Raw genomic sequence first — 26,109 nt, 5'->3', positions numbered from 1 at the left:
TACTGAATTGTAAAGATCAGTCCATGGCTGAAATTGGAGAACCGGAAAGTTATAAGGTTGTTAGATTTTAAAGCTTTAAGGCTGTGACTGTATATCAAAAAGGGAGGTTTTCATGAATGAAGGCAACAAAAAAGAAAGCCGTAGCTGTTCTGAGTACACTGGCTTTGGTGACCGGTTTACTGGCAGGATGCGGATCAGATGAAGGTCAGGCTGCCGAAGGCGGCGTGCAGAATGTATCTATCGCTATTGCACAGGTGGGTGACGTGCCGAGCAAGGGCAACGAGGTACAGAAAAAAATTGAAGAGTACACCAACACCAAACTGGACATCCAGTGGATTCCGGCATCTGCGTACAATGACAAAATTAATGTCATGATCGCCTCCAGCGACATGCCGAAAATCGTAAAGGTGCAATATAACCCAACGGTGACCAACGCGATGCGGAATGACGTGTTTTGGGAAGTCGGACCTTTACTCAATGATTACAAAAACCTTTCTGCCCAAAACGGACGTTTCTTTGACAACATCAAGGTTGAAGGGAAAATTTATGGCGTACCGGTATTCTCCGATATTGCACGAGCGACTGTTATCTACCGCAAAGATTGGTTCGACAAGTTGAATCTGAAAGTACCAACAACACCGGATGAATGGTATGAAACGATCAAGACATTGTCTACTTCCGACCCGGACGGCGATGGACAGGCGAATACGTTTGGATTAATGTTGTTCAAAAAGTATAACGAAGATCAGTATTCTTTTACCACTCGTCTTGGTGTAAGCTTTGGCGCACCGAACAAATGGAAGGTTGAGAGCGACGGTAGCTTTACACCGGAATTCATGACACCGGAATATATGCAAGTGATGGATTTGCTGAAACGTTTGTATGAAGAGAAATTGTTAAACCAGGATTTTGCTGTATTTGATTCAACGGAAGCGGAGAAAAAGTATGATTCCGGCGTAGTCGGTATGCGTGTAGGTGTGGCGCAGAATGGTAAAAGCCAACAAGAACGTCTGTCGAAAAACAATCCGGACGGTGTTGTAGATATTGCCGGTCTGTTAGGGCCAAATGGAGACCGTGTAGCTGGGCAGACAGGTAACTCGGGCATTCTGGCTTTCCCGAAAGCAACGGTAAAATCGGAAGAGGAACTGAAAAGCTTGCTCTCCTTCCTGGATAAATTGATGGATCCGGAGATGGCAACGCTGCTTATGCGTGGTTTGGAAGGCAAACATTACACCAAAGTCGGAGACAACGAAGTGGAAATGAGTGACTTTGATGCCTTCCAGCGTGAAGTGAAACCATATCGGGATAATTTCCCTTATGTTGATGGTTACAATGTACCTAAACTGAAGGACACCGAGCTTGGAGAAAAAGGAACAGCTTTGGTAAAGGAACTGGCAGAACATGCAGTACCTAACCCTGCATTGACGTTGTATTCTCCAACATATGGTGACCGCGGAGCGGACCTGGATCAGATGATTGCCGATGCGCAAACCAAATACATTATGGGCAAGATCGATCAAAGCGGCTGGGAAAAGGAAATTGAGAATTGGGCTAATGCAGGCGGTACCAAAATCCGCGAGGAATATGCCGAGGATTACAAAAAACAGGCTCAATAAGGAGCGAAACCGGAGGTTTGATCATGAAGGAAACGTTACAACATACACCGATGCGCATGGCTGACCAGTTTATGGAGAGTTATCGTAACCATGAGCTGTATTCAATCTGGCATTATGAGAATGGGTGTCTGCTCAAAGCATTGGAAGAATTGTACGCTCGTACAGGTGAACAGAGATATTTTGACTATATTCAGGAACTCATGGATCATTTCATTCAGGAAGACGGAACGATCCGTTCCTATACGATTGAGGAATATAATCTGGATCAGATCAATCAGGGTAAATCGTTATTTTTCCTGCTGGAGAAAACGGGCCAGGAAAAGTATCGCAAAGCTTCGGAGTTGCTGATGACGCAGCTGAAAGGACAACCGCGCACAAGTGGGGGCGGTTTCTGGCACAAGAAAATCTATCCGTTCCAAATGTGGCTGGATGGATTGTATATGGCGACACCTTATCTGACTCAATATGGAGCCGTGACTGGTGAAGAGAAGTGGTTTGACAAGGCTGCTTTGCAATTGCTGTTGGTGGAAGCACAAACTCGTGATCCACGCAGTGGCTTGCTCTACCACGCTTGGGACGAGAGCAGAGAGCAACGCTGGAGCTCCGGAGATACGGGATGCTCACCACATGTCTGGAGCCGGGCAGTGGGCTGGTACGTGATGGCGGTTGTAGATACGCTGGATTATCTGCCAGTGGATCATGAACAACGTGGCCAGATTATCGGTATTTTCGAGCGACTCGCAAATGCGCTTCTCCATGTACAGGATCAGGAGACAGGGTTGTGGCCGCATCTGCTCGATCAGCCAGGACGTGAGCGGAATTATCTGGAGGCTTCGGGCACCTCGATGTTTGTGTATGCCCTTGCTAAGGGTGTGCGCAAAGGGTACTTGAGCGGCAAGTTCAAAGCGATTGCGGAAAAAGGATATCAAGGTCTCTTGCAACATCTGTTGCAAACAGACCGGGAGGGTGTGCTTTCCCTGACACAATGCAATGGGGGAGCGGGCCTTGGAGGAACTCCTTATCGTGACGGGTCCTATGAGTACTATGTGACTGAATCGATTCGTATCAATGATCCGAAATCGGTTGCTCCGTTTATTTTGGCAGGGGTAGAGATGGAACTGGCATAATGCCGGTTCTTTTCTCCAAAGCATTATGATAGCGCATACATTACGGGGATGAAGGCATCTATGATTGAGGAATGAGGGCAAGTCCGCTGAACGATAGGTTTATCCAAAAGGAGAGATGGTTCATGAGTCCAAAAAGTCCAAAACGTTCAAAGAGTCCAATGTTTCGCGTAGGAAGCTTCGTTATTGTTGGCGCGATGTCTGCCGGTTTGCTGGCTGGATGTGGGGGAGAAAAAACTCCAGCCGCCGGAGAAGGCAAAATGCCCATTTCCATTTCATTGATGCAGGTGGGTGATGTACCCGCTAAGGAAAATGCAATCGAGAAGAAGATTGAGGAATACACGAATACCGATGTAAACGTGCAGTGGATTCCGCAATCGGCGTTTGACGACAAAGTAAATGTCATGGTGGCATCGGGGGAGATGCCAACGATTATGCGTGTCAATTATGTACCTACAACTTTTAATGCGGCCAAGACCGGATTGTTCTGGGAACTCGGGCCTTACCTGAAAGATTACAAAAACTTGTCTGCCCAGTCGGAGGCTCATTTTAATAACATCAAGATCGAAGGTAAAATCTACGGCATCCCGAATTTCCGGGATATCGGACGAACGGCGATCGTATATCGGAAAGACTGGTTTGATAAGCTGAAACTGGATATCCCGAAAAATCTGGATGATTGGTATGAGGTTATGCGTTCTGTCCGCAAGGATGATCCAGATGGCAATGGCAAGGAAGATACGTATGGTGCGTTGTTGTTTAAAAAGTATAACGAGGGTGTATCTTCACCGCTGACCCGGATTGCTGTAAGTATTGGTGGAGTCAACAAATGGGGTGTAGACGACGCTGGTAAATTAACACCAGAGTTCCTGACTCCCGAATATGTGGATACGATGAAGCTGTTCAAGCGATTGTTTAATGAAGGGCTGATCAATAGTGATTTCCCTGCACTGGACCCTTCCGATGCGGACAAAAAAATGGATTCAGGTCTCGTTGCCATGAAACTGAACGGGGTCGCCCAGAACGGGAAATCATCCCAGCAACGGCTCACACCTAACGCACCGGATGGTATCATTGATGTAGCGCCGTTTCAAGGGCCAGATGGCATTCGCATTGCGGGTGAGCCTGGAAACTACGGTATGCTTGTCATCCCAAAAGCATCTGTGACGGATGAAGCGCAGCTCAAGAAGGTGCTCACCTTCCTGGATCAGCTGATGGACGAGGAACTCAGCACGTTGCAACTGCGTGGTTTACTTGATGTGCACTACAGCAAGACCGCTGACGGTAAAACGGAACTGAAAGACTTTGATGCTTACCAGCGTGAGGTCAAACCGTATCGTGATAATCTGTTGAGCGTCGAAGGATACAATGTGCCTGAACTGGTTGATGTTCCTATTGGTATGAAAGGCGCGAAGATGGCTCGTGAAAACGAACAGTATGCAATTGCTAATCCTGCACTTACGCTTTCCTCCGTGATCTATACAGAGCGCGGTCAGGAGCTGGATCAGATGATTTGGGATGCGCAGACCAAGTACATTATGGGTAAAATTGATGATGCTGGCTGGGAACAGGAAATTGCCAACTGGAGAAAAGCAGGCGGTGACCAGCTGATTACAGAACTGGAAGCTTCGTATAAAGAGCTGAACGGGAAATAAATGAGACTGACATAAAAAAAAGGTTGATTTCATGCAAGGAATAAGTTTATTCTATAATAGAGTAAAAATTCCATAATTTAATAAGTGAGACCACACCTTAAAGCATAAGGCTATGAATCTGCGGATTCGTGGCCTTTTTTGTCTTTTTTAGAATACAGAGTAGGTCTCAAGGAGGGGGGAGATAGTCACCTTAGAATCATGGGGAGGTATGAAAATGATACCAAAATACCGGTTATACATGGTAGAATATTGATTATAATTCCAAATTTAGGTTTTATATTTTGGTGTGTGTTTAATAAGCATGTCAGTCGTTTGAGTAAATGAAGCATCCCCATACTAAGGTACATAGGAGCGTGAACAGATTGAAGATGAAGCGAGTGGCTCAAGGGAAGAAGAAAAGAAGATTTGCTTATATGATGACGTTCTTGACAGCAACCATGATGGTAGGGACATGTCTTTCTTTTGGAATGGGGTCCGGGCAGTGGACGAGAGTGGTCAGTGCTGCAGGAACGAGTGACAGCGCAGTGAGTCGGTTCAGCGATATCAAAGGACACTGGGCTCAGGCAACGATTGCAAAAGCATATGGGAAAAATTTGATTTCCGGCTATCAGGATGGCACATTCCGCCCGAACGGTAAGATCACTCGCGGGGAATACGCTGCAATACTAGCTCGCGCGACCAGAATCGAGAAAGCACAGGGGCAAGAGGAGGAAGAGGTGTCCTTCCCTGATCTTCAAGGGCATTGGTCTGAAACGGCTGTCCGCCAGTTGGTGGGACAAGGCTTTATTGACGCTGGTGATTATGCCAGCGGTTTTAAGCCCAATACGGAGCTGACGCGATATGAAATGATGAAGTGGATTGCAAACGGACTGATCAAGTCGGACAGCAGTTTTCAGAATGCTTTTAATGATACGAAAAACACCTTACTGCCTACGCCTGAAGTAAACCGCGGAACGATCCGTGATGAGCAGATTCCGTACCTCGCCCTAGTGCGCGGAACAGGAATTGTCGGTGGATTTCAAGACGGCACGTTAAAACCGGCAGATACGACAACTCGCGCGGAGGTTTCCGCTATTCTGCTTCGCTACATGGATGTGGAGGGTACGGATGCTTCCAAGTACAGCGACCTGAACGAGATGCGGGAAGTAGGCACGACAGGTACGAATTTAACGACGATTAGTAATTATAAGTATATCAAAGGAAGTTTCAAAGATATCGTCAACACGGAGTATACACTTAAAAATAAAGTTGGTGTCATGAAATATCATAGGTTTATTGTCGTAGATACTCGAGGAAAACAAGCTAGGGGCTTATACGCTGAGTTGTTTGTAGACCAAGAAAACTTAACTAGAGCTCAGGTAGGTCGCTTCTCTACGTATGCTGATATTACATTTACGTCTAAATTGGAGAAGTCGAATCTTTTAACTTTCGCTAGAGCAAATAATAACAGAGCTATACCAGTCCAGCGATTATTTAATGAGGAGTATTTGAAACTGAAGGGATTTGTTACATTACCTGATGATTCAAGTAAGGTTTTGAAGAAAGATATCCCATTTAGATTTTGGACGTCACATACATTAGACACTGTACAAGGCGGATATACAATAAAAGATGACACAGGTAAAGAAGTTCAGATCTATCAATAGAACATTTTGGTGGTGGTTAAATTAAATAAAAAAAATTCTTCTACAATTAACGTCCAACGTTTAATTAGAACTTGTTTTATCACGTGTTTTATAACTTTGCTATATTATTTCTCAAATTATGTCTTTGGGGTTAATGCTGCAGCAGAACAATATGGGCCTAAATTCATGAAGGGTTCGGCAGTAATTGTAGATGCAGAAGAAACAGAGGGGAAACCGGGTGTTTACTGGTATCAACTTGATTCAGGCAAGTTTAGGGCGGAATATCAAGGCACTCACATAGATGTAGCTAACGGAGGAACAGATGAGGATGCTTACCCTGTGAGAACAGAAATACCAGACAACTTGAATATGAGACGATGGCCTCCAGAAAATTGGAAACCCTATAGAGGGAATAATATTGAATCCTCAATGGTCACAGATATTAAGTTAAAAGATGATCCTAATGGTGTTAGATATCAGCAAGTTAACAGCTATGAAGGAATAGGAATTCCACGGGTTACGAGTGAGAGTAATGCAGATATTCGAACATACACTGGTAAGGGATATACTTTTTTTGAAAGAGAACAGTTTGGAACTAGACCAGGGGGGAAGCCGAAGTTTAGAATGGTGTACCACACGCCCGTCAGTATCTTTTGGGAAGGTAAGATTTATGAAGAAAAAGAAATTGACGTTACACCGGATACTACCCTAACCATTGGCCAGACCAAACAGATGGTAGCCAAAGTAAAGACCAAAGGCTATGGATCCACAACGTGGAGTGAGGGCGTCGAAGTATCTGGCAGGGAGACGGAGATTAAATGGTTTTCTTCGGACGAAGCGGTTGCGAGCATTGAACTTAAGACAGGTATGTTAAAAGCAGAGAGCCCTGGAACGGTTACGGTACGTGCAATCTGGAACAATGGTACATATCTTATTTCGGATACAGCTACCGTTACCGTGACGTCTGAACCGGGACTGGTTGTGAACCTGCCCAATGCCTGCAAATCCACGACAACGCCATTACAGGCGGAAGCGGTCCTTACCAAATCGGATCGAAGTATTCATAAATTGACGGTGCATCCCAAATTGACGTGGAGCAGCTCGAATGCTTCTGTGGCGACAATCGGTGCCGATGGCAAAATTACAACAAAGGGCATTGTGGGTACTACGATCATCAAAGCTCATTTCCTGGATACCACCCAGCGTATAGACGAACAGGCTGAACAAGAGCTTGAGGTCAAGGAATGCTCTAATGGCGGAGGTGGAGGAGACACGGGCGGTGAAGATCCAGGAAACGATCCTGCGAATGCCTGTCCGGTTAGCATCAGTCCACCAAGTCGAGGCGCAGTCCTTGAAGCTAAAGTGATGGACCCTTCGGTTCAAGGGGTGCTCAGAGCAGACATCCGGGGTGCCGAGAAGTTTGATGTTACACGTGGGATCCCAACGTCGGAAGATCTGTATGCAAATGTTCTCGCCAAGGGGTATTTGTTTCAGCACCGATGGGTGAACATGACGGGCACAGTGACCTATGATGTTAAAGTCAAGAAGACGTATCATAAAACGTGGACAATACCAGGACGACCCTCTCGCGGTGAGGGGGATCCAGGCACACAACCAGAGCCCAAAGAACGTGATGTGCCAGGTGATCAATCGATGCGAGTAACAAGGGGATATAGTTACTGGCAGATTGATAACTTAGAGGTTTACAAATTAAATGAAGCCAAGGTGTCTAACTATGCGCTTGGTGGTTACGGAGGTATGGTTACGCTGACACCAAATTCATACACACCTCCAACTTTGCAATCCATGACGGACAATGCTGTGCAGAGCCATGTCAAACCTTCGCCATGCCGCGAGATTGATCTGGGTACCCAAACTGTCCCGGGTGGTTCCACTGAACCGCCTACGCCGAATGAAACTTCACTTTTTCAAGCAGAAGCAGAAGCGGTGGTTCAAGAGAATACGGTTAACAATGACAAAGTGGTTTTTAATGGTGCGACTATTATGAATAATAGCCCGGCCCAGAAGGAAGCCCCCAGACCTGGAATGATTCCGCAGCCTCATATGATCGGGGATGATGTGTTATATCAGAACAGATTAACCATTCAGAACACACTGATGAACAAAGCAGATCAGCCGAGCACGGGTGAGATATTCTACGGACTACTGCCTGAAAACGTAAACGGTGGACAAAATCAGCGGTTTTCAATTCCCGGAATCAATCCGGTCACGGTACATACACCCGTGGTTAACTATGCTTGGGTTTCGGATGACCAGCCGCATAACCAGAAAACAAAGCCAGATCCTATGCGGGCAGCGTTAATTCTGGAGCGTCCATTTCTGGTTCGTATCCCCACGTCAGGACAACATCTAGATGGAGCACGTTATCCAGGTTACGGAAATCGCGATTACGGGAAGTATTTTCGCAGTAAACAGGTGCGTTTCCCGTTCGATGTTTACACGGATGGCAAAAGTAGCTTTATTCCAGCCAAAACCTGGGTCGATATTCCCGTCAATCAGCTGGATACTACCTTTGTGCTTCCTGTCTGGATCGATGAAGGCGACTATCAGATTGAGTTCCGCAACACCGCAGAGAATGCACCCATGCAGTTCACAGAACAACCTGATGCGAATACGGATCTGGCACATCATGTCGCAACGGATACGGTAGCTGTGGAGGTCATAGGGCGATTGTATGATTTTCGAATCACAGATATCGCGGACTATCATTGGGAGAAGGTGTTTCGTCAACGACCAGGAAGTCCCGAGCGTACGGGTGTTAACTACTGGACAGGAACAAATGAAATTGATGGAGATCCGAGGGGCAATTTGATTCCGTTTGTTTTGCCAATCCGCCCAGGTAGCCACCCTGTGCAGGGATACCGCAATGTTGCTGTGAAGACAGGTTATCACTTTAAGTTTGATGTGAAGACCAAGGGGAATATGTTTGGCAAACAGGATGGTATCCGAATCACACCAACCTTCTTTTATATCCCCAAAGACGGAACCAAGAGGCAGGAAGTAGATTTGTACTACCATCGAGGGCAGCAACAACTTATCCGTATTGGATCTGCACAGGATGTTGAGAAGCGTTATGTAGTGCTGAACGCAAGGCTACGAAACGTGTCTGGAATGGAACTCAGCGATACAGCACGCTATCAGTACATCCATGAATGGACACCAGAAGATCGGCAGTTGTATACGCTGGATCAGGCAATGGTTCGGTTTGTAACCCAGACGTCGCATCGTCAAACCTGGATAGGCAGGTACGATTGGATGATTCTCCCGTCACAGATTCGTACACTTATGGGCCCCAAAACGGACCTTCCTTCCGGGGTGGATGTAGATCGGGCGAATGCCGCCATACAGCGCTGGTACGGAGAATATAGTCTGCCAGCGGATGTATACGCCGTTCCCAAAGGCACGAATCTGGAGCGTCTAGCCAGAGAAACTTTGCTGGATGACAAGGCTGCTGTATTTTTGCAAGATGGTTACATCGTGGTGAACTTTAATCTGGAAACGTTACAAAATGGCAATACACTTGCGCCTCATCTGCAATATATGCACGCGCCATTAATGAATCAATGGCAATTGGAAGGTTTTAACCTCAGTCCAGTGGATGAACAGGCGATAAGTTGGCCGATGAGAGATGGAGATGTGGTGTGGTATCATGCGGATCAATCCAGCCGTGATGATTTTCAAGCTCAGGTACCTCATTAGAGAGAAACGACGGGTTTGAGATAAAAGCAGAAGCTTTATATAAGAAGTAGCCGTGATGTGAGTCTGCGTCACGGCTACTTCTTTTTTTGTATAGGCAGATTATGCTTGATCCGATGAACGGGTATAAAGGGTAAAGAGCACTTTTCAATTTTCGTTACACATCCTGCATACTGCGCTCTACATTCCGTATTAGATGACTAACTTACTACGCTCACCGAGAGGGGAACAAATATGATTGATGATACTCAGCAACAGCAACAGCAAATCACCCGGAAAACAGACATAGCTTCGATCACCAGTACATATGAAGGGGCGGACCTGGGGGTTACCATTCAACCGAACTTCTGTTCCTTCAAAGTTTGGTCTCCAACCGCGATTCAAATGGAACTAGTTCTGTATCCACCCCTCACAGGTGGAAGTCCCGATGACTTCCCGAACGCATTGAAGCAAAGCGCTATTTCAATGCATTCCGGTGAACAGGGTGTGTGGGTTATAGAAGTGGAAGGAGATTTACGAGGTTATCGCTATATGTTCAAGCCAACTTTTGCCGATGGAGCTTCAACAATCGCGGTTGATCCTTACGCGCGGGCCGTAACCATGAACGGAGAGATGGGCGTTATTGTGGACATGCAAGAGACTCACCCTGAGGGCTGGCAACAGGATGAACGTCCCGTATTGAGTCATCCCACGGATGCTGTCCTGTATGAGCTACATGTTCGGGATTTCTCCGTTCATGCTTCTTCCGGGATTGCGAACAAAGGAAAGTATCTGGCGTTCACCGAGACCGGGCTTCGAGATGTAGCAGGCAATACGCTTGGAGTCGATCATTTGATTGAGCTGGGCATTACGCATGTACACCTGTTGCCTGTATTTGATTTTGCTACGGTAGACGAGGCGAATGTAGATGATGATCCTAAGGAAGCTTCTAACTATAATTGGGGTTATGATCCGCTGCATTACAATGTTCCGGAAGGCTCATATGCATCCCGCGCAGATGAACCTGAGACGCGAATTCGTGAATTCAAGTCCATGGTGCTTGCACTTCATCGTAAAGGGATAGGTGTCATTATGGATGTCGTGTACAACCACACGTTTGATACAGCCGAGAGTTCATTTGAGAAGCTGGTTCCCGGGTATTATTATCGTCAGCATGCCGATGGAACGTACAGTAACGGTTCAGGCACAGGCAATGAAGTAGCAACAGAACGAGCTATGGTTCGCAAATTTATCATCGATTCGGTGCGGTTCTGGGCAGAGGAATATCATGTGGACGGTTTTCGTTTTGATCTGATGGGGCTGATCGATGTTACCACGATGAAACAGCTCGCATCGGAGCTTCATAATCAGGTATCCCCTTCCATCTTGTTTTACGGCGAACCTTGGGGAGCTATGGAATCTCCATTGGGTAATGAGATGACCTTGAAAGGAACACAGCGGGGAGCAGGATTTGCCGTGTTTAACGATAATTTTCGTGGTGTCATTAAAGGAGACAGTGATGGGGACGGAAAAGGCTTTGCAACAGGTGAAGACGGGAAAGAAGGGGAGTTATGGACAGGCGTGCAAGGTTCTATTCATGATTTTACGGAAGGACCCGCTGAGACCATTAATTATGTAACCGTACATGACAATCTTAATCTGTGGGATAAGGTGGCGCGCACGCAAGGGTTACAAGATAAGCTGGGCTTTCTGACGTATGATGAGGATGGGAGTATCCGGGGATTCGACAATGTTGAAGAGGCTGTGCGACAGGCTGATCCATATCTTCAGATCGATGCAGCGCATGTGCTCGGAAATGAAACCGTTAGGCGCTGCCTTCTTGCAAACGGTATTGTACTGACCTCACAAGGTGTTCCGCTGATTGCGGCGGGCGATGAGATGTTACGAAGTAAATACGGGGATGCTAACAGCCATGAGAGTGGAGATGTGGTCAACGCCATACATTGGGATCAGAAGCAACGATTTAAGGCGGTATTCGACTATTACCGGGGGTTGATTCGTCTGCGGCGGGAGCATCCTGCTTTTCGCCTGCGTACACGCGAAGCGATTGAGAAGCATGTTCGACTTTTACAAAAAGATAAAGGACTTTTAGCATTCGAGCTACAGGGCGTAGCCGTGAATGATGCATGGAAACGAATTATCGTAATCTATAATGCTACCAAAGAGTCACATATGGTCTCTATTCCATCAGGCAAATGGGGAGTGGTTGTTGAAGATGGACAGGCTGGTGTAAATACGCTTCGCACCATCGAGGTTACAGAAAAAGTGGAGGGCAACAATAACATCCACGATCAGAACACTCAGAACACTCAGAACACTCAGAGCACTTTGCATAGCAAGAAGAGCGCCCAGAATAGCTCAGACAATCAAGAGAGTAGCAACAACCAAGCCGATAGCAGCAATCAAGTACAGGTCAGCATGTTATCCATGACTGTATTGTTTTCGCAGTCTTCTTGAAAAAAATCAGGCTTGCACAAGGGGGGGAATAGGTCTGCTATAAGCAACAACAGGGCAGTAAGCCGTAACGATGTATTTCAATTTAAAAGTCATACAGTCGAACACTCTCTTTGATATCAAAGAGGGTGTTTTTTTGATTCTATAGGTACATACATTGTCAACCGCTGCGCTTGTTTACATATGATAGATGAAAGCGATTGCTCATCAATTGTTTGGAACTAACCGATATGTTGAGTACAGACAACCCCGGGTTGACAAAATGCGTCCCACTTCGTAACATCGGGACAATACGAAATTTAGGAAATAAAGGCGGTGGGAACGATGCCCGAATGGACTTCTTTTTGTTATGAAGGCAACGATCTTGGCTTAACTTATACCAGTGCTGCGAGTACGTTCAAAGTATGGGCGCCTACAGCACAGTTGGTCCATATATTCGTTTTTGAAAATGAGGGGGAGTATAACGATCTTGGCGAGGTTACCCATCATGAGGATGGTCAGGCATTTGAGATGACACGTGACCCGGATGGGATCTGGCAACGGACTCTTTCGGGCGACTGGGCAGGACACTTTTATATGTATCGCATCGTTCATCATGATCAAGAGGTAGAAATAGTAGCGGACCCTTATGCCAGAGCAGTTACAGCCAATGGGCAGCGGACGGCGATCATTGATCTGAATAGGACTGATCCAGAAGGATGGGATCAAGATGTAAAGCCCGCCTTTGTAAGCCCGGTTGATGCGATAATCTATGAACTGCACGTACGAGACTTCTCTTCCGATCCTCAGGCCGAACTTCCGTACAAAGGAAAGTATATGGCTTTTACGGCTACCGGGCTTACCGATGAGGCAGGCAATCGAATTGGCGTCGATCATCTGGTTGAACTGGGGATTACCCATGTACATCTGCTGCCTGTGGCCGATTACCAGACGGTAAATGAACTCGCAGTAGCGAACACCGATCCAACAGCCAAAGTACCCTATAACTGGGGCTATGATCCGCAACACTATAATGTGCCTGAGGGTTCCTATTCGACGAATCCACGAGATCCTGCTGTTCGTATTCGGGAGTTCAAAGCGATGATTCAGTCCTTGCATCAGCAAGGAATCCGTGTTGTGCTTGATGTCGTGTACAACCATACGTACAGTGTGGAAAAAGGCCCTTTTGAGCGAATCGTGCCAGGTTACTTCTATCGTTATTATGAAGACGGTACACTGAGCAACGGTTCAGGTGTAGGTAATGAACTGGCAACAGAACGTCCTATGGTACGAAAATATATTCTGGATTCCTTACGCTATTGGGCAGAAGAATATCATATTGACGGATTCCGGTTTGATCTGATGGCACTGATTGATCTGGATACGATGAGTGAGCTTACTCGTCAGTTAAAAGAAGAGATAGACCCTACCTTTCTGATCTATGGAGAGCCGTGGATGGGAGGCGACTCTCCGCTGGGCCGTCAAACCCTGAAGGGAACACAAAGAGGCAAAGGATTTGCTGTATTCAATGATCATTTTCGCGGTGCGATTAAAGGGGACAGTGACGATAGCGGTAGAGGATTCGTGACAGGTGCCGGCGGCTTGGAATATGAAATTGGCAAAGGTGTCGCAGGAGCACTGGATGACTTCGCCTCATCCCCCGCCGAAACCGTTAATTATGTGACCGCTCATGATAACCTGAACCTCTGGGATAAAATGGCTACCTCGCTCCATCTTCGACATGATTTGGGCTTTCCTGTATGGAAAGACGGACAGCCTGTGGAGGGGGGCAGTGCCGAGTCGGCGGTTAAGGCTTCAGATCCGTATCGATATGTCGATGAAGCAGATGTATTGCATAATGAAATGGTTCGCCGTTCCCTTCTTGCATCGGGCATCCTGCTTACTTCACAGGGAATACCATTTCTACATGCCGGTGATGAGATGTTAAGATCCAAGGCTGGAGATCATAACAGTTATCGAAGCGGTGATGCGGTAAATACGATCACTTGGGCCAATAAAGCCCGATTCAGACCTGTTTTTGACTATTACCGTGGGCTGATTCACTTGCGGCGCACCCATCCGGCGTTCCGTATGATGGAGGCCGAACAGGTTCGCAGACATCTTCGCTTCATTCGGATGGAGGGAAACGTTGTTGCGTATGTTCTTGAACATGGAGCAAACGAAGATTCATGGCATCGGATTATGATCATTTATAACGGCTCAGAGGAACCTCAGACCATACACCTAGATGAGGGGGAATGGAAGGTTGTTGTAAATCATCATACCGCTGGAACCGACGTGATCGAGACGGTTACCGGCGAGGTTCAGGTGGAACGTTGGTCGCTTATGGTTCTGTACGACAAGGAGCTTACCACCCAGTCAGAACCGGCTGCACTGGAAATCGTTCTTCCGCGCAGGGTATTTGCTCCGCAGGAAACTTCTCAGCTACGAGCAACGGTGAGGGATCATATCGGCAATGTATTGGAAAATGTACCTGTGGTATGGAACTCTTCTGATCCAGACATGGTCCATATAGAAAAAGATGGCACTATTCGTATGTTGAGTCGTGGTGTAGTGTCAATCACGGCAAGTGTCGGTTCGATCACAACGTCTTGTACCGTTCAGGTTGATATCCGCTACGCTGAGCGAATCGAGATCATAGGTGAACCAGTGCTATATACAACTCGAGTTAGTCGTTTTCGTGCGTTGGTGCTGGATCAATATGGGCAACCCCTTACAGATGCTCATATTCGCTGGAGTTCAGTTCATTCGGATGTAGCTGCTGTAAGCCACGCGGGAATCGTGAGGGCGCTGACTTCGGGGAAGTCCATGATCATCGCAGAAGTAGGCTCCATTCGTGCGGCATATGCGGTTACGGTTCACAGATACCTGTCACGAACCGTAACCATCTGTTACGAGCGAGTTGATGGCTGTTATGATGGCTGGGATGTTTGGGTATGGGGAACGGGTATGGAGGATGGAGCCATTCGCTTGGAGCGGGCAGGCAACGTTGCAGAAGCACGGTTCCGCGTAGCTCCCGGTTTGCATCATCTGGGTTTTGTCATCAGGCTGAATGAGTGGGAGGCCAAGGACACTTGCGGAGATCGCTATGTAGATATCATGCCTGAGGACGGTGACGTGCAGATTATGGTGCAAAGTGGGTCAGACGATATGCAGATTGTGCGAGCAAATCCTGAAAAGGATGATCTGAACAGTGCATGATCTGTGCTACTCTGTAATGTTTTGGACAGGAAATTCGTTTCATCACTCCAAGCACTACCAATCTTACAGTCGGAAGGAATTCCGGCTGTTTTCTTATACTCCAAAACACATATAATTACAAAAAAAGGATAAAAATCTCCAGCTTTATGTTTTAGATGCTGGATCATTGGGGTAAATATAGATATGGCCCAACATATGGCCTCAGAAAAAAGACCGTTTCGGTCTATGAGAGAAGCCGTAGAGCTTGCCAACAAACCAAAGTAGGGATCCCTTGAAGGAGGATGTTCAACCATGAAATCCAACGGAAAAATGGCTCAACTTACAGCAACGCCAAGAACGGAAAAGAAAGGTGCAGCACTGCGCCTGTTAAGACAAGGTGGACGAGTTCCTGCCGTAGTATACGGACCAGGACAAGAAGGCGCCGCCATACATGTGGATGAAAAAGAAATGCTGAAAGTGGCTCGTACAGGCCGCTCCGAGATGTTTAACCTTAATGTGGAGGGCGGAAAAACCGTTCCTGTACTGATCAAGGATCAGCAGGAGCGTAACGGACGTCTGCTACATGTTGACTTTTTGCAAATTTCAAAAAATAAACCGATTAGCGTTAGCGTATCGATCGATTTCCAAGGTACTGCTGCTGGTTCCAAAGCAGGCGGTGTCTTCCAGACGCAAGAAACGCAACTGGAGGTTGAAGGTTTGCCAGCAGATCTGCCAACTTCGATCGAAGTTGACGTCAGTGGTCTAGAAATTGGCGACCGCTTGACAGCAGGCGATATTAAACTGGATAAAGGTTTAACGCTCGTGACATCACCAGATTCTATCGTGGCTTCGGTTATGCCGCCGCAAGCCGTTGAGGAGGAACCAACTGCCTCAGCCGATGAAGCAGCTCCTGAAGCAGAAGAGGCTCAATCTGCAGAAGAATAGGCGAACGCTGGAATTTTCAGAATTCCGCGTTAAATCAGTTCCAAGCTCAGTCCACTTCTGTGGGCTGGGCTTTTTCATATGGATTTAAGGGTCACATTTGTGGTACAACGTGAAGACAGATGAAATCGAAAAGAAAGCAGGTTTGCCCTATGTTTGACCCCACCGTATACGATAATTTAAAAGTAGCCTTCGAGAATTACCTCTATGACCTGGACAATCTGGATGAGAGCATTCACATTACCCATCGCAGGGATCAATTAGAAATGGCAAGCATGTCCCGAGAATTCTCCTTGCAGTTCTGCCTGAGAGATCATACTGCTGTGACTGCTGAAGTGGTACTGAAAAGTTCGCTACAGGCTATAGCCGCAGAGATTCTGGAGACCCCAGGCAATCATCCCGGCTGTGAACTCGAGCTCCGCTTTGCGTGGGTAACCAAAGAACTGGAGCCAGGTTGTCACGACGTCCAGTCGGTTATGCAGGAAAATTGGCCCGATCAGCGAATAGTGCAGCATATCCACTATCTTTTTGGAGAAGCTCCGGTATCCTTCAACGTTTCTGCCAGTGTCTATTTTGATCGGAAGGTGAACGAGGAGCAGATGCACGATATTCCGGTATTATGTGATCATATGTTGCATGTTTTGAATAGATTGGTCATGGTGCATGAATAAACATATAAGAATGTAATAGAACTTTAAAGCCCTTTCTCTTCGGGAGATAGGGCTTTTTTTGTATTTTTTTTAGATATTTGTATAGGCTTTCAGGCTTAGGAAAATCAGATTTTGGGTTATTAATTTACGCAAGCAAGTAAGAGAATGTATATTTAGAGAGGGGAAAAGTGCAATTGGACTATGAATAAAAGGTGAAATTGCGAAAAAATATTTGGGACTAAAGATTTAGATATGAACTAAAGGAACTAGTTTTCCTTGCCGATAAAATATCGAAGGGGAGAAACTACATGACAGAGAAATTAATTCGTCTGCTGCGTATACTTCAGGCTATACAAGCTAATCCCGGAATCTCTGCAAAGGAATTGGCGCTGAAATGTGGTACTACGGTGCGCACAATCTATCGCGATCTCAGGATTTTGGACAGGGTTGCTCCCATAATGAACGAAGGATATGGAAAGGGTTATCGATTTATCGGTGATTTTGCCATGTATCCTTTAGATTTTACCGAACAGGAAGCTATGCTTTTCTGCATGCTTCCGGCCTTAGTCGATACTACAAAATTACCTGCTGAATTTGATTCAGCATTTGATAAGGTTATATCGGCACATACCAAACTAAAAACAAGGAACAGTGAAATTGTGGAAAATATTGCAGGCATTATTCGGATGGGAATACCTGCTTACCGTGAAGAGGGAAAGGATCCAAACTTGTTAATTCCCATTATTGAAGCGATTTTAGATGGACGGACGATTCAAACTCAATATCATACGCTCACCGATAACGAGATTACGCTCAGGCAAATAGACCCCTATTATCTCGTACCGCGTGACCAAAGATTTTATCTGATTGGGTACTGCCATCTACAGCAGAAAGTTCGACTGTTTCGCATTAGCCGCTTTCTGGATGTAACGCGAACCAATGTTGCATTTGATATGGGCGACTTCAATATCACTCAGTATATGAAGAATACTTGGTCTGTTGACCGAGGGGACGAGCATATTCATTTTAAGGTGAGATTCTCCGAAAAGGTGGCCCCTTACATAAAAGAAGAAGAGATGTTTGTTCGTCCACGAATGACAGATCTTATGGATGGTGGTTTGTTATTTGAAGTAACACTGAACAGCAGTCGTGAATTTTTGCAATGGTTATATCAGTTCGGTGCTGAAGCTGAGGTACTTGAACCTCGCGAGTATCGGAGAGAGATTCGCAAACAACTTTTGGAATGGTTGGAGCACTATAAAGATGAAGAGGCTTTATAGCCATAGGCCAAGGAATATTTGTAAAAAGGAGCATTCGTATGAGTAACAAAATTTTTGCCGCTTTGATGGGCATGGAAAACTATCATGGAGCACAAGCTCTGCATGTGGGGGATACACTGTATCTTGTAAAGGACCCGGATAATCGCTTGGATCATCAAGCCATTAAAGTGGTTATCCCCCCAATAGGGGAGGTGGGGTATATCGTAAACCATGCTGCTATGGTACCTCATGGATGCTGGACTGGTGAGGGATTCTACGATGCCTTTTACCAACAAACTTGTGCAAAAGTAAGATTTATGATGAAGGATATGGTCATTATTGAACTGATTGAAATCATGCATGTACCTGTATCTCAGATGGACTCTATTATTACGGAATGGCAGTTCCGTGAGAAAGCCTGAACAAGAAAAAAGGCTCATGAACGGATGAGCCTTGTGTAAGCTGCCTCCAAGTAGAGAGCGGTTCTTGACCAACTGAAATGAGAACTTGCGGTTTCGCGGCCGCTTTTTCCCATGGATTGCACAAGATCAGGTCGGGTGGCCAATTGATGCAAGGATGAAGCAAACTGCTTAGGTTGCTTATACTCTGATATCAAGTATCCGTTCATTCCCGAATGGATAATCTCCCGGATACCTCCATTATCCGAAGCGATGACAGGAATACCGGAGGCCATAGCTTCTACATTCACCAAGCCAAAGGCCTCGTGGTTCTGTGAAGGACAGGCCAGACAGTCGACACTTCGATAGAGCTGATCAATCTGTTCATGATTCATCTGCCCTAAAAAGGCGGCATGTACGTTATGTTTTTGCGTCAGTTTACGTAATGAGCGCACATACTTTGGAGGGCCCTTGCCTGCAATGACCAGCTGGATAGGTACTTTCTTTTGTGCTAAAGCAATAGCACGAATAAGAATATCAACCCCTTTGCCAGGGATGACTCTGCCTGCATACAGGACTGTGAAACGATCAGTGATTCCATACTTCTCACGTAAGTGAAGCCGCTCTTCATTGCTGGCAGCGGGTCGGAAACGGTCAAGATCTGTACCTAGTGGAACGACATTCAACCGTTTTGCCAAGGCAGGGAAACGGTGGCTGAGTCTACGCTTCAATGATTGGCTGTTCACGGCAATACAATCCGCCTTTTTCAGCATAGACAGTTTCCCTGGTCCGGGTTGAGCGAAGGTAAGTGAGTGGAGATAGAGGATAACAGGTGTTTGCGGAAAAGCTTGTTTAATGGCAGCCATGCTGTAAGGTCTGTTATCCACTTGAATTACATCAACATCGAGTGTACGAAGCAAACGAATAACTGACCGGGTATAATCTACGACGCTGGATGCAGAGATTCGCTGAATCGTTATCTGTCCGATCTGTTGAATTGCCGGCAAACCTTTAATTTGACGGCTTACAATGGTGACCTGATGACGGCGGGCAAGTTCATGTGCGATCCCTAATATACAGATTTCCACGGAACCATTGCCAGGCAGTGGTAACTTCTCTGGTGCAACCAGAACGATCTTCATGAATCCACTCCTCCTTGTCCGACATTGTTCATAGACACATTTCATGCATTGTATGTGAAAGGTGGATATTTGGCTCCTGTGAGACGTATATTGGATCATCCAATGATATGGAATATAATACAGTTTGTCCGGATGCGAATCGACACTGCTTTTGTGATATACTGTACAGGGTTCAATTAGCGCGTATTGTATAGAAGCAGGAGGAAGATGATGTTACGTTCAATGCTGGGTCGTTTCCGGCTAATGTTATGGTTACAGGGGATTTCATATGTATTGCTGTTGTTTGTTGCGTTTCCCCTTCGGGATGCAGGAGTTATGCCCCAAGCGGTGACTTGGTTCGGGAACCTGTATGGTTTTCTTTTTCTAATGCACCTTTTGTTTATGGTATCTTTATACACAACTCAGAAGTGGCGTTTGCGCCGTCCCATTGCGCTATTCTTCATTTCGTTTATACCGCTGGGCAATATGATTTATGATTTTTTTGTTTTTCGAAAATTGGCCCTTAACGCTGAAAATAAAGCTTGACTTCATTTTATGTTATGAAATATGATGTATACAGGTTATTCACCGGTTTCAACTAAAACTACATATTCCTGTTAAAGGGGAGTAGCTTTTACAGTAAAGTCGTCAATTCGGGATCACATCCCCGGCTTTATTGGCAGCAATTTGTTGTTAGCGAGACCTTTACCAAGTTTTCACGCTCGGTAAAGGTCTCTTTTTGTGGTTATAAAAGGATCTTTACCAGCGATGGTAAAGATCCTTTTTTTTGTACATCATAAGCATATTAAGGAGGAGTCAATGTTGGATGCAGCACTGTTATTAGAATACGGGTGGGTACTTTTAGTCCTTGTTGTTCTTGAAGGATTACTGGCAGCAGATAATGCTCTGGTACTCGCAATTATGGTAAAACATTTACCTGAGGAAAAGCGTAAAAAAGCATTGTTTTATGGTTTGATGGGGGCTTTTGTTTTCCGTCTCGGGTCGTTATTCCTCATCTCATTCCTTGTGGATGTGTGGCAGGTTCAAGCGATCGGGGCATTGTACCTTCTGTACATTTCGATAAATCATATCGTCAAAAAGATATGGAGTGGTCGAAATAAAACAGACGAAGCAGCCGACGATGCGCCAAAAAAACCGAAGAAACAATCCGGATTCTGGATGACTGTATTTAAGGTTGAAGTGGCAGATATTGCTTTTGCAGTAGATTCAATCTTAGCAGCTGTTGCTTTGGCAGTTGCATTGCCACCAAGCGGCTTGCCGCCAATTGGCGGCTTGGATGGCGGACAGTTCATTGTCATCTTCCTCGGCGGTTTTATCGGGCTCGTTATCATGCGTTTTGCAGCATCGTTTTTCGTGAAATTGCTTCATTCGCGTCCGGGTCTTGAAGTTGCTGCTTTTGTAATTGTAGGTTGGGTAGGGGTTAAGCTGTCCGTAATTACTCTGGCGCACCCTTCCTTGGGCGTACTGGATGAGCATTTCCCGGAAAATAAAATATGGAAAATCGGTTTTTACGTTGTACTGATCACGATTGCGGTATGTGGATGGTTCCTTTCATCCAAAGTGCCTGAGAAGGAAGATGAGAATCCTGTGGAAGAATTGCAAGAACAGGCTAAACTCTAAGGTCATGATCATGAGAATATTGTTTGCCTGATGTTTATGGCAGGAACAGCGGTGAATAACCTAAAATGATGAAAAAGAGGAGGATGTCCCCGGACAACCTCCTCTTTTTCATCATTCGTTAGAACACAAGAATGCATTAATTTCCAAGAAAAGGATTGACATTTGAAAAGATGTGCTATTAATATATACATATCAATGATGAAGGGAGGCCGAGAGACATGACGTTAGGTTATGAATTGAATCTAGGACACAGAAGCATCGACACAATTGTATATCCGGCTCATCGTCTTTTTGGCCTCATACGGTCGACATAAAGAACGGGCATATTGTTTATAGAGTACAGCGTTAGCGCTATAGGCAATGTGTGTTCTTCGCGGTATCCAGCGATGGATGACAGGCGCAAACTCATTTGTGCTGTTATCCGTTATTGTCATGTAGTAGAAGCCATGGACGATCAGTCCATGGCTTTTTTATGTATTTTTCACCAAACAACACGCAGCAAACTACATTTGCTGAACGGAACAGGAAGGAATTACAATTATTTATGAATAACGAAATGAACAACGTTGGACATTTTAGCAACATGACTGAGGGTTATCGCCATCAAGTGAAATTACCAGCGGGAGAACTTACCGTATATGCTGCACAGCAATTATTCTCTTCTCTGGACTACAAAGTATTTGAGATGGCTAACAATAATTTGCAGATTCCGGATATTTCTTATATGGGTTATACTCCAGACGTACATGTCGGTGTAGGAACTTGTATTGGAACCACGGCAGTATGGGAGGCACAGGGCGGATATGTATCACCTTCCATCGTGGGTAGTGATATCGGCTGCGGCATGCGAGTTCATCTGACCAATCTGCATAAGGATGATCTGAAAGAGGTAAAGCTACGCCGCAAATTGGTTAAAGCGATCGAAAAAGTGTTACCGATGGAAGCCAGCCAGCGAGGCCATTTTTCCGATATAAGATTAGAGCATATTGTAAAAAAAGGATTACACGGACTGCCGAAAAAATATATTCCGGATAGCTATACACCGAAAAAATCGACTTCTCTGACACATGTGGAGAGCAGTAAGTTTACGTATGACGAGAATGTGCTGAATCTTGTTCCAGATATGACCTGGCACCGTTCGCATCGTCAACTGGGTACGCTGGGGGGCGGGAATCATTTTGCCGAGATTCAGGCAATTGAGATTGCTGAGGAAAATCGCGAAGTGGCCGAGGCTTGGGGGCTTTATGATGGACAGATTGCTGTTATGATTCACTCTGGTTCCCGCGCTTGGGGCGGATATGTCAGCCAGACAAGTTCGGCAGCGATTGCCAAAGTCATGCAACGGCTGGGCCTTGGAACTTCCGATCCCAGATTGGTATTTGCCCCGCTGGAGCATGCGGAAGGTCGCCATTACGTCAACATGATGTATTCCGCTTTGAATTATGCCGTAGTAAATCGCCATCTCATCGCTTATGCAATCCGGGAAGCGTTCCGGGATGTTTTCGGGTCAAAATGCGAATTTCGTACGCTGTACGACCTGATGCATAACTATGCTTGGGAGGAATCCCATGCAGAGCGCGGTTCGGTGTTTGTACACAGGAAAGGGGCAACACGGGCATTGCCTGCAGGCCACCAGGATAATCCAAAACCTTACATGGCTACAGGCCATCCTGCACTGATTCCTGGCTCGATGGGTACGGCCTCGTATATCATGGTCGGTCAGCCGGAAGGAGCTGACAACTATTATTCGATATGTCATGGTGCGGGCCGTGTAAGGTCACGTACGGCAACGAAACGTTTGGTTACGGTTGAAGATTTTGCCACGGCTCTTGGTGTAGGAACCGCGGAAGAGATCGTTGTGAACCAGCGATCCTTGGAATCCATTATTGATGAATCACCTCAGGCGTATAAAAACGTCGATGAAATTATAGATAGTGTTACCGGCGCCGGACTGGCACAAGTGGTAGCCAAATGTAAACCGCTTGCCGCGGTAAAGGGAGCGAAATGATGAACGATAACGAAAAACAGATGAATCCAATGAACGAAGCAAAGGCCATCTATTCCTATGACGAACAGCATGATACACGTATCCGGGTTGAAGGGTACGCGGTCTATTCGAGACTGATTCGAGGGATTGGTGATGCGCTTCTGAAGCGTTACGGCATTGAATACAAGTTGTATTCAAGTTCTGATCCGAACAATGAATATTGGGAACTGCTACGGGAAGACTTGCAGAATGGAAGTGACGAGGTTGAGCTTGTCGCTCGGATATTCGAGGATCTCGAGCTTCAAACCCTGCATTATGATGATGATGGAGATGTGCCGACATACGGTGTGCATTATTCCATCCGCAACAACGTATTTGCTTATCCCAAGTGGGGCGTAGCTTTGGTGCGGGTGCCATTTTTTCGAGAAAACGGGATCTATAGTGAAGACTTTGTGTTCGCTGTAGGGGATGAACAGATGAAGCATTTTCTGGGAAGTGTCAGAGAACGCGAACGTCAGCAAAATATGAAAAAAGTAACGGTTTACACGGATGCCCGCAATGGCAGTGACCGGCATGTAGAGTCCATAACTCGTTCGGTGAGCCGAGAAGATGTGGTTCTATCCGCACAGATCAAACAGGATATTTTCCGCTCGCTGGATCAGTTCTTTGAAGCGGATCGTTCCTTTTACCGGGACTATGATATCCCCTACAAACGCGGTATTCTGCTGTATGGGCATCCAGGGAACGGAAAAACAACGCTGGTGAAATCGATAGCAGGCAGTATTCCTGGACCGGCAGCTTATTGGCAAATTACGGAGTACACCAACAGCGAGTCTGTGCGTGAAGTGTTTGATGCAGCCAAACGACTGGCACCGATGGTGCTGATCATTGAAGATATCGACTCGATGCCGGATGAAGTTCGTTCCTTTTTCCTGAATACATTGGATGGTGCGACGTCGAAAGAAGGAATCTTCTTGATCGGCACGACCAACTATCCGGAAAAAATCGATCCAGGTCTCATGAACCGTGCCGGACGATTCGACCGGGCCTATGAGATTCCGCTACCTGATGAAGCTTTACGTTTGCAATATTTGCGGCAACGTGGGTTTAGCGTGTTTGCAGGTGAAGAAGGAACGGTCGAAGCAGCCCGTTTGACAGACACGTTCTCGCTTGCCCAACTCGGCGAATTGTATGTAAGTGTTGCGCTGGAGTGGCATCAAAACGGACGAACCGATATTGTTTCGGTTATTCAGTCCATGCGGGGAGAACTGGACAAAAGTCACAAACATAACTGGCTTGCACAACCGGGCAAGGGTCGGGCTGGATTTTTTTGATCCGGTTGGTGCATTCTGATTCTTTGCTCTAATCCGCTGATCGGATACACTCTGATGAACTGTAATGTTTGGAGCATTAATGGTTCTGAGCCCATAAATATAAATTCACCTTCACTGGGTATACTAACCTTGTCTCTGATAACATACAATGACTTTCGGGAGGTACATATCGCAGCCACGTGCTGATGAGATGCCGGAAACTGACACGGCCTGTTGTCATGCCCTCGCGGAACGCCTGTTTAGCAGAGAAGGAAGCATTCTGGACAATGGTAATATGCAACAATTTTTATGCCAGTTGTTTAAATGCCTCTGGAGCGGTTAATAGTAGTCAGACGCAACAACAAAAACTTAAATTAGAGGTGAATGATATGGGTTGGTTATGGTCATTAATTATCGGTGGTATCATTGGTTGGCTCGCAGGTCTGATTGTTGGTCGTGACATCCCGGGCGGTATTATTGGTAATATCGTTGCTGGTTTCATCGGTGGATGGTTAGGCGGAGTCATTCTTGGAGACATGGGTCCTGAGATGGGCGGATTCCACATTGTACCGGCATTGATTGGTGCGATTGTGCTTGTAGCGATTGTCAGCCTGATCTTCCGTTCAATGGGACGCAGCCGCGGGTAATTAGAGCGAGCGATGTTCCTGGCTAAGAAGTTATGGTACAGCTGAAGGCTGTATGAACCATATGACTATGATGCTTCCAAGCGGAAGCTGAATGAAGAGGTTGATGAAGAGCCATTGCGGTGGCTTTCCATCAACCTCTTGTTGTTTTACAATGTAGGAATATGAATGCGTGTCTGAGTTAATGCTTTCATGATATTGTTTTGAACCAGAGGAGTTGGATGGAATGGAAAAAGCAACGTTTGCCGGCGGATGTTTCTGGTGTATGGTTACCCCGTTTGAGGAACAACCAGGCATCCACGGTATCGTATCAGGTTATACAGGTGGTCATGTCGAAAATCCGACCTATGAGCAGGTGAAGACTGGGGAAACAGGGCACGTGGAAGTCGTGGAGATTACATTTGATCCAGATGTATTCCCTTACGAGCGCTTATTAGAATTATACTGGCCTCAAATTGATCCTACGGATGATGGAGGACAGTTCCAGGATCGAGGACCGCAGTATCGTACCGCTATCTTTGTACACAATGAACGCCAGCGGCAACTTGCCGAGCAATCCAAAGAGGAACTCGCGGCCAGTGGCCGGTTCAGTCAGCCCATCGTGACCGAGATTCGGGATGCCGTAACTTTTTACCCGGCAGAGGATTACCATCAGGACTATCACAAGAAAAACGAGAAGCATTACAAGGAAGACCGGGCGATGTCTGGAAGGGACGAATTCATTAACGAGAACTGGAAATAAAAGAAGCCGGAGAGCACCGCGAGGAGCTGTTCCGGCTTTTT

18 protein-coding genes are annotated in these 26,109 nt (G+C 46.2%); 17 read left to right on the top strand and 1 reads right to left on the bottom strand.

Annotated elements, in window-relative coordinates; translation table 11 throughout:
- The first annotated feature begins 116 nt into the window (after positions 1 to 116).
- The 11 genes from FS818_RS14230 (at position 117) to FS818_RS14180 (ending at position 18,644) form a co-directional block, all read left to right on the top strand.
- Positions 117 to 1,616: an extracellular solute-binding protein gene (locus tag FS818_RS14230; RefSeq protein ID WP_145332632.1), complete on the top strand. Its 1,500-nt coding sequence runs from the start codon at positions 117 to 119 to the stop codon at positions 1,614 to 1,616.
- Between the two features lie 23 nt (positions 1,617 to 1,639).
- A complete protein-coding gene (locus FS818_RS14225; protein WP_145332631.1) occupies positions 1,640 to 2,743 on the top strand; it encodes a glycoside hydrolase family 88/105 protein in 1,104 nt (367 codons plus the stop codon).
- Between the two features lie 122 nt (positions 2,744 to 2,865).
- Positions 2,866 to 4,395 carry an extracellular solute-binding protein gene (locus FS818_RS14220; RefSeq protein WP_260984629.1) on the top strand — a complete coding sequence of 510 codons (1,530 nt, stop codon included), beginning with the start codon at positions 2,866 to 2,868 and terminating at the stop codon, positions 4,393 to 4,395.
- Between the two features lie 368 nt (positions 4,396 to 4,763).
- Positions 4,764 to 6,041 carry an S-layer homology domain-containing protein gene (locus FS818_RS14215; protein WP_145332913.1) on the top strand — a complete coding sequence of 426 codons (1,278 nt, stop codon included), beginning with the start codon at positions 4,764 to 4,766 and terminating at the stop codon, positions 6,039 to 6,041.
- Positions 6,042 to 6,449: 408 nt separating this feature from the next.
- Complete coding sequence (locus FS818_RS14210) at positions 6,450 to 9,740, top strand: DUF5704 domain-containing protein (protein WP_260989852.1); 3,291 nt, start codon at positions 6,450 to 6,452, stop codon at positions 9,738 to 9,740.
- A 231-nt stretch (positions 9,741 to 9,971) separates the two neighbouring features.
- Positions 9,972 to 12,194 (top strand): type I pullulanase, encoded by a 2,223-nt coding sequence (pulA, locus tag FS818_RS14205; RefSeq protein ID WP_145332629.1) that lies wholly within the window; start codon positions 9,972 to 9,974, stop codon positions 12,192 to 12,194.
- Positions 12,195 to 12,515: 321 nt separating this feature from the next.
- Positions 12,516 to 15,392 carry a type I pullulanase gene (gene pulA / locus FS818_RS14200; RefSeq protein WP_145332628.1) on the top strand — a complete coding sequence of 959 codons (2,877 nt, stop codon included), beginning with the start codon at positions 12,516 to 12,518 and terminating at the stop codon, positions 15,390 to 15,392.
- A 291-nt stretch (positions 15,393 to 15,683) separates the two neighbouring features.
- Positions 15,684 to 16,316 (top strand): 50S ribosomal protein L25, encoded by a 633-nt coding sequence (locus FS818_RS14195; RefSeq protein ID WP_145332627.1) that lies wholly within the window; start codon positions 15,684 to 15,686, stop codon positions 16,314 to 16,316.
- A 119-nt stretch (positions 16,317 to 16,435) separates the two neighbouring features.
- The gene (locus FS818_RS14190) at positions 16,436 to 16,984 is read left to right on the top strand and encodes a hypothetical protein (RefSeq protein ID WP_260989851.1); all 549 of its coding nucleotides are present in this window, start codon (positions 16,436 to 16,438) and stop codon (positions 16,982 to 16,984) included.
- 287 nt (positions 16,985 to 17,271) lie between these two features.
- Positions 17,272 to 18,243 carry a helix-turn-helix transcriptional regulator gene (locus FS818_RS14185; protein WP_145332625.1) on the top strand — a complete coding sequence of 324 codons (972 nt, stop codon included), beginning with the start codon at positions 17,272 to 17,274 and terminating at the stop codon, positions 18,241 to 18,243.
- Positions 18,244 to 18,281: 38 nt separating this feature from the next.
- A complete protein-coding gene (locus FS818_RS14180) occupies positions 18,282 to 18,644 on the top strand; it encodes an HIRAN domain-containing protein (protein WP_145332624.1) in 363 nt (120 codons plus the stop codon).
- A gap of 14 nt (positions 18,645 to 18,658) precedes the next feature.
- On the opposite strand, the gene FS818_RS14175 is transcribed toward FS818_RS14180, so the two are convergent.
- Positions 18,659 to 19,762 carry a glycosyltransferase family 4 protein gene (locus tag FS818_RS14175; protein WP_145332623.1) on the bottom strand — a complete coding sequence of 368 codons (1,104 nt, stop codon included), beginning with the start codon at positions 19,760 to 19,762 and terminating at the stop codon, positions 18,659 to 18,661.
- A gap of 210 nt (positions 19,763 to 19,972) precedes the next feature.
- On the opposite strand from FS818_RS14175, the gene FS818_RS14170 reads away from it, so the two are divergent.
- The 6 genes from FS818_RS14170 to msrA all read left to right on the top strand — a co-directional run bounded on the left by FS818_RS14170 (position 19,973) and on the right by msrA (position 26,068).
- Positions 19,973 to 20,287, top strand: coding sequence for a DUF3817 domain-containing protein (locus FS818_RS14170; RefSeq protein WP_145332622.1), 315 nt, complete (start codon positions 19,973 to 19,975; stop codon positions 20,285 to 20,287).
- A 276-nt stretch (positions 20,288 to 20,563) separates the two neighbouring features.
- Positions 20,564 to 21,382 (top strand): TerC family protein, encoded by an 819-nt coding sequence (locus tag FS818_RS14165; RefSeq protein WP_145332912.1) that lies wholly within the window; start codon positions 20,564 to 20,566, stop codon positions 21,380 to 21,382.
- 556 nt (positions 21,383 to 21,938) lie between these two features.
- Entirely contained in the window at positions 21,939 to 23,390 is a 1,452-nt protein-coding gene (locus tag FS818_RS14160; RefSeq protein ID WP_145332911.1) for an RtcB family protein, read from the top strand.
- A complete protein-coding gene (locus FS818_RS14155; RefSeq protein WP_397351750.1) occupies positions 23,390 to 24,703 on the top strand; it encodes an AAA family ATPase in 1,314 nt (437 codons plus the stop codon). The genes FS818_RS14160 and FS818_RS14155 overlap by 1 nt, the downstream gene beginning before the upstream one ends.
- Before the next feature lie 368 nt (positions 24,704 to 25,071).
- Positions 25,072 to 25,329, top strand: a complete 258-nt coding sequence (locus FS818_RS14150; protein ID WP_090915436.1) for a GlsB/YeaQ/YmgE family stress response membrane protein — start codon at positions 25,072 to 25,074, stop codon at positions 25,327 to 25,329.
- Positions 25,330 to 25,552: 223 nt separating this feature from the next.
- The gene (msrA, locus tag FS818_RS14145; RefSeq protein ID WP_145332621.1) at positions 25,553 to 26,068 is read left to right on the top strand and encodes a peptide-methionine (S)-S-oxide reductase MsrA; all 516 of its coding nucleotides are present in this window, start codon (positions 25,553 to 25,555) and stop codon (positions 26,066 to 26,068) included.
- Positions 26,069 to 26,109 lie beyond the last annotated feature (41 nt).

The sequence above is a fragment of the Paenibacillus xylanexedens genome (assembly GCF_007680605.1).
GTDB classification, from domain to species: Bacteria; Bacillota; Bacilli; order Paenibacillales; family Paenibacillaceae; genus Paenibacillus; species Paenibacillus xylanexedens_B.
Note: the sequence above shows the minus strand (reverse complement) of the source record. Positions and strands in the feature narration are given on the sequence as shown.

What these genes read in the sequence shown, in the direction of transcription:
- FS818_RS14230 (WP_145332632.1), top strand. Translation starts at nt 117, where the DNA reads ATGAAGGCAACAAAAAAGAAAGCCGTAGCTGTTCTGAGTACACTGGCT.
- FS818_RS14225 (WP_145332631.1), top strand. Translation starts at nt 1,640, where the DNA reads ATGAAGGAAACGTTACAACATACACCGATGCGCATGGCTGACCAGTTT.
- FS818_RS14220 (WP_260984629.1), top strand. Translation starts at nt 2,866, where the DNA reads ATGAGTCCAAAAAGTCCAAAACGTTCAAAGAGTCCAATGTTTCGCGTA.
- FS818_RS14215 (WP_145332913.1), top strand. Translation starts at nt 4,764, where the DNA reads ATGAAGCGAGTGGCTCAAGGGAAGAAGAAAAGAAGATTTGCTTATATG.
- FS818_RS14210 (WP_260989852.1), top strand. Translation starts at nt 6,450, where the DNA reads ATGGTCACAGATATTAAGTTAAAAGATGATCCTAATGGTGTTAGATAT.
- pulA (WP_145332629.1), top strand. Translation starts at nt 9,972, where the DNA reads ATGATTGATGATACTCAGCAACAGCAACAGCAAATCACCCGGAAAACA.
- pulA (WP_145332628.1), top strand. Translation starts at nt 12,516, where the DNA reads ATGCCCGAATGGACTTCTTTTTGTTATGAAGGCAACGATCTTGGCTTA.
- FS818_RS14195 (WP_145332627.1), top strand. Translation starts at nt 15,684, where the DNA reads ATGAAATCCAACGGAAAAATGGCTCAACTTACAGCAACGCCAAGAACG.
- FS818_RS14190 (WP_260989851.1), top strand. Translation starts at nt 16,436, where the DNA reads ATGAAATCGAAAAGAAAGCAGGTTTGCCCTATGTTTGACCCCACCGTA.
- FS818_RS14185 (WP_145332625.1), top strand. Translation starts at nt 17,272, where the DNA reads ATGACAGAGAAATTAATTCGTCTGCTGCGTATACTTCAGGCTATACAA.
- FS818_RS14180 (WP_145332624.1), top strand. Translation starts at nt 18,282, where the DNA reads ATGAGTAACAAAATTTTTGCCGCTTTGATGGGCATGGAAAACTATCAT.
- FS818_RS14175 (WP_145332623.1), bottom strand. Translation starts at nt 19,762, where the DNA reads ATGAAGATCGTTCTGGTTGCACCAGAGAAGTTACCACTGCCTGGCAAT.
- FS818_RS14170 (WP_145332622.1), top strand. Translation starts at nt 19,973, where the DNA reads ATGTTACGTTCAATGCTGGGTCGTTTCCGGCTAATGTTATGGTTACAG.
- FS818_RS14160 (WP_145332911.1), top strand. Translation starts at nt 21,939, where the DNA reads ATGAACAACGTTGGACATTTTAGCAACATGACTGAGGGTTATCGCCAT.
- FS818_RS14155 (WP_397351750.1), top strand. Translation starts at nt 23,390, where the DNA reads ATGAACGATAACGAAAAACAGATGAATCCAATGAACGAAGCAAAGGCC.
- FS818_RS14150 (WP_090915436.1), top strand. Translation starts at nt 25,072, where the DNA reads ATGGGTTGGTTATGGTCATTAATTATCGGTGGTATCATTGGTTGGCTC.
- msrA (WP_145332621.1), top strand. Translation starts at nt 25,553, where the DNA reads ATGGAAAAAGCAACGTTTGCCGGCGGATGTTTCTGGTGTATGGTTACC.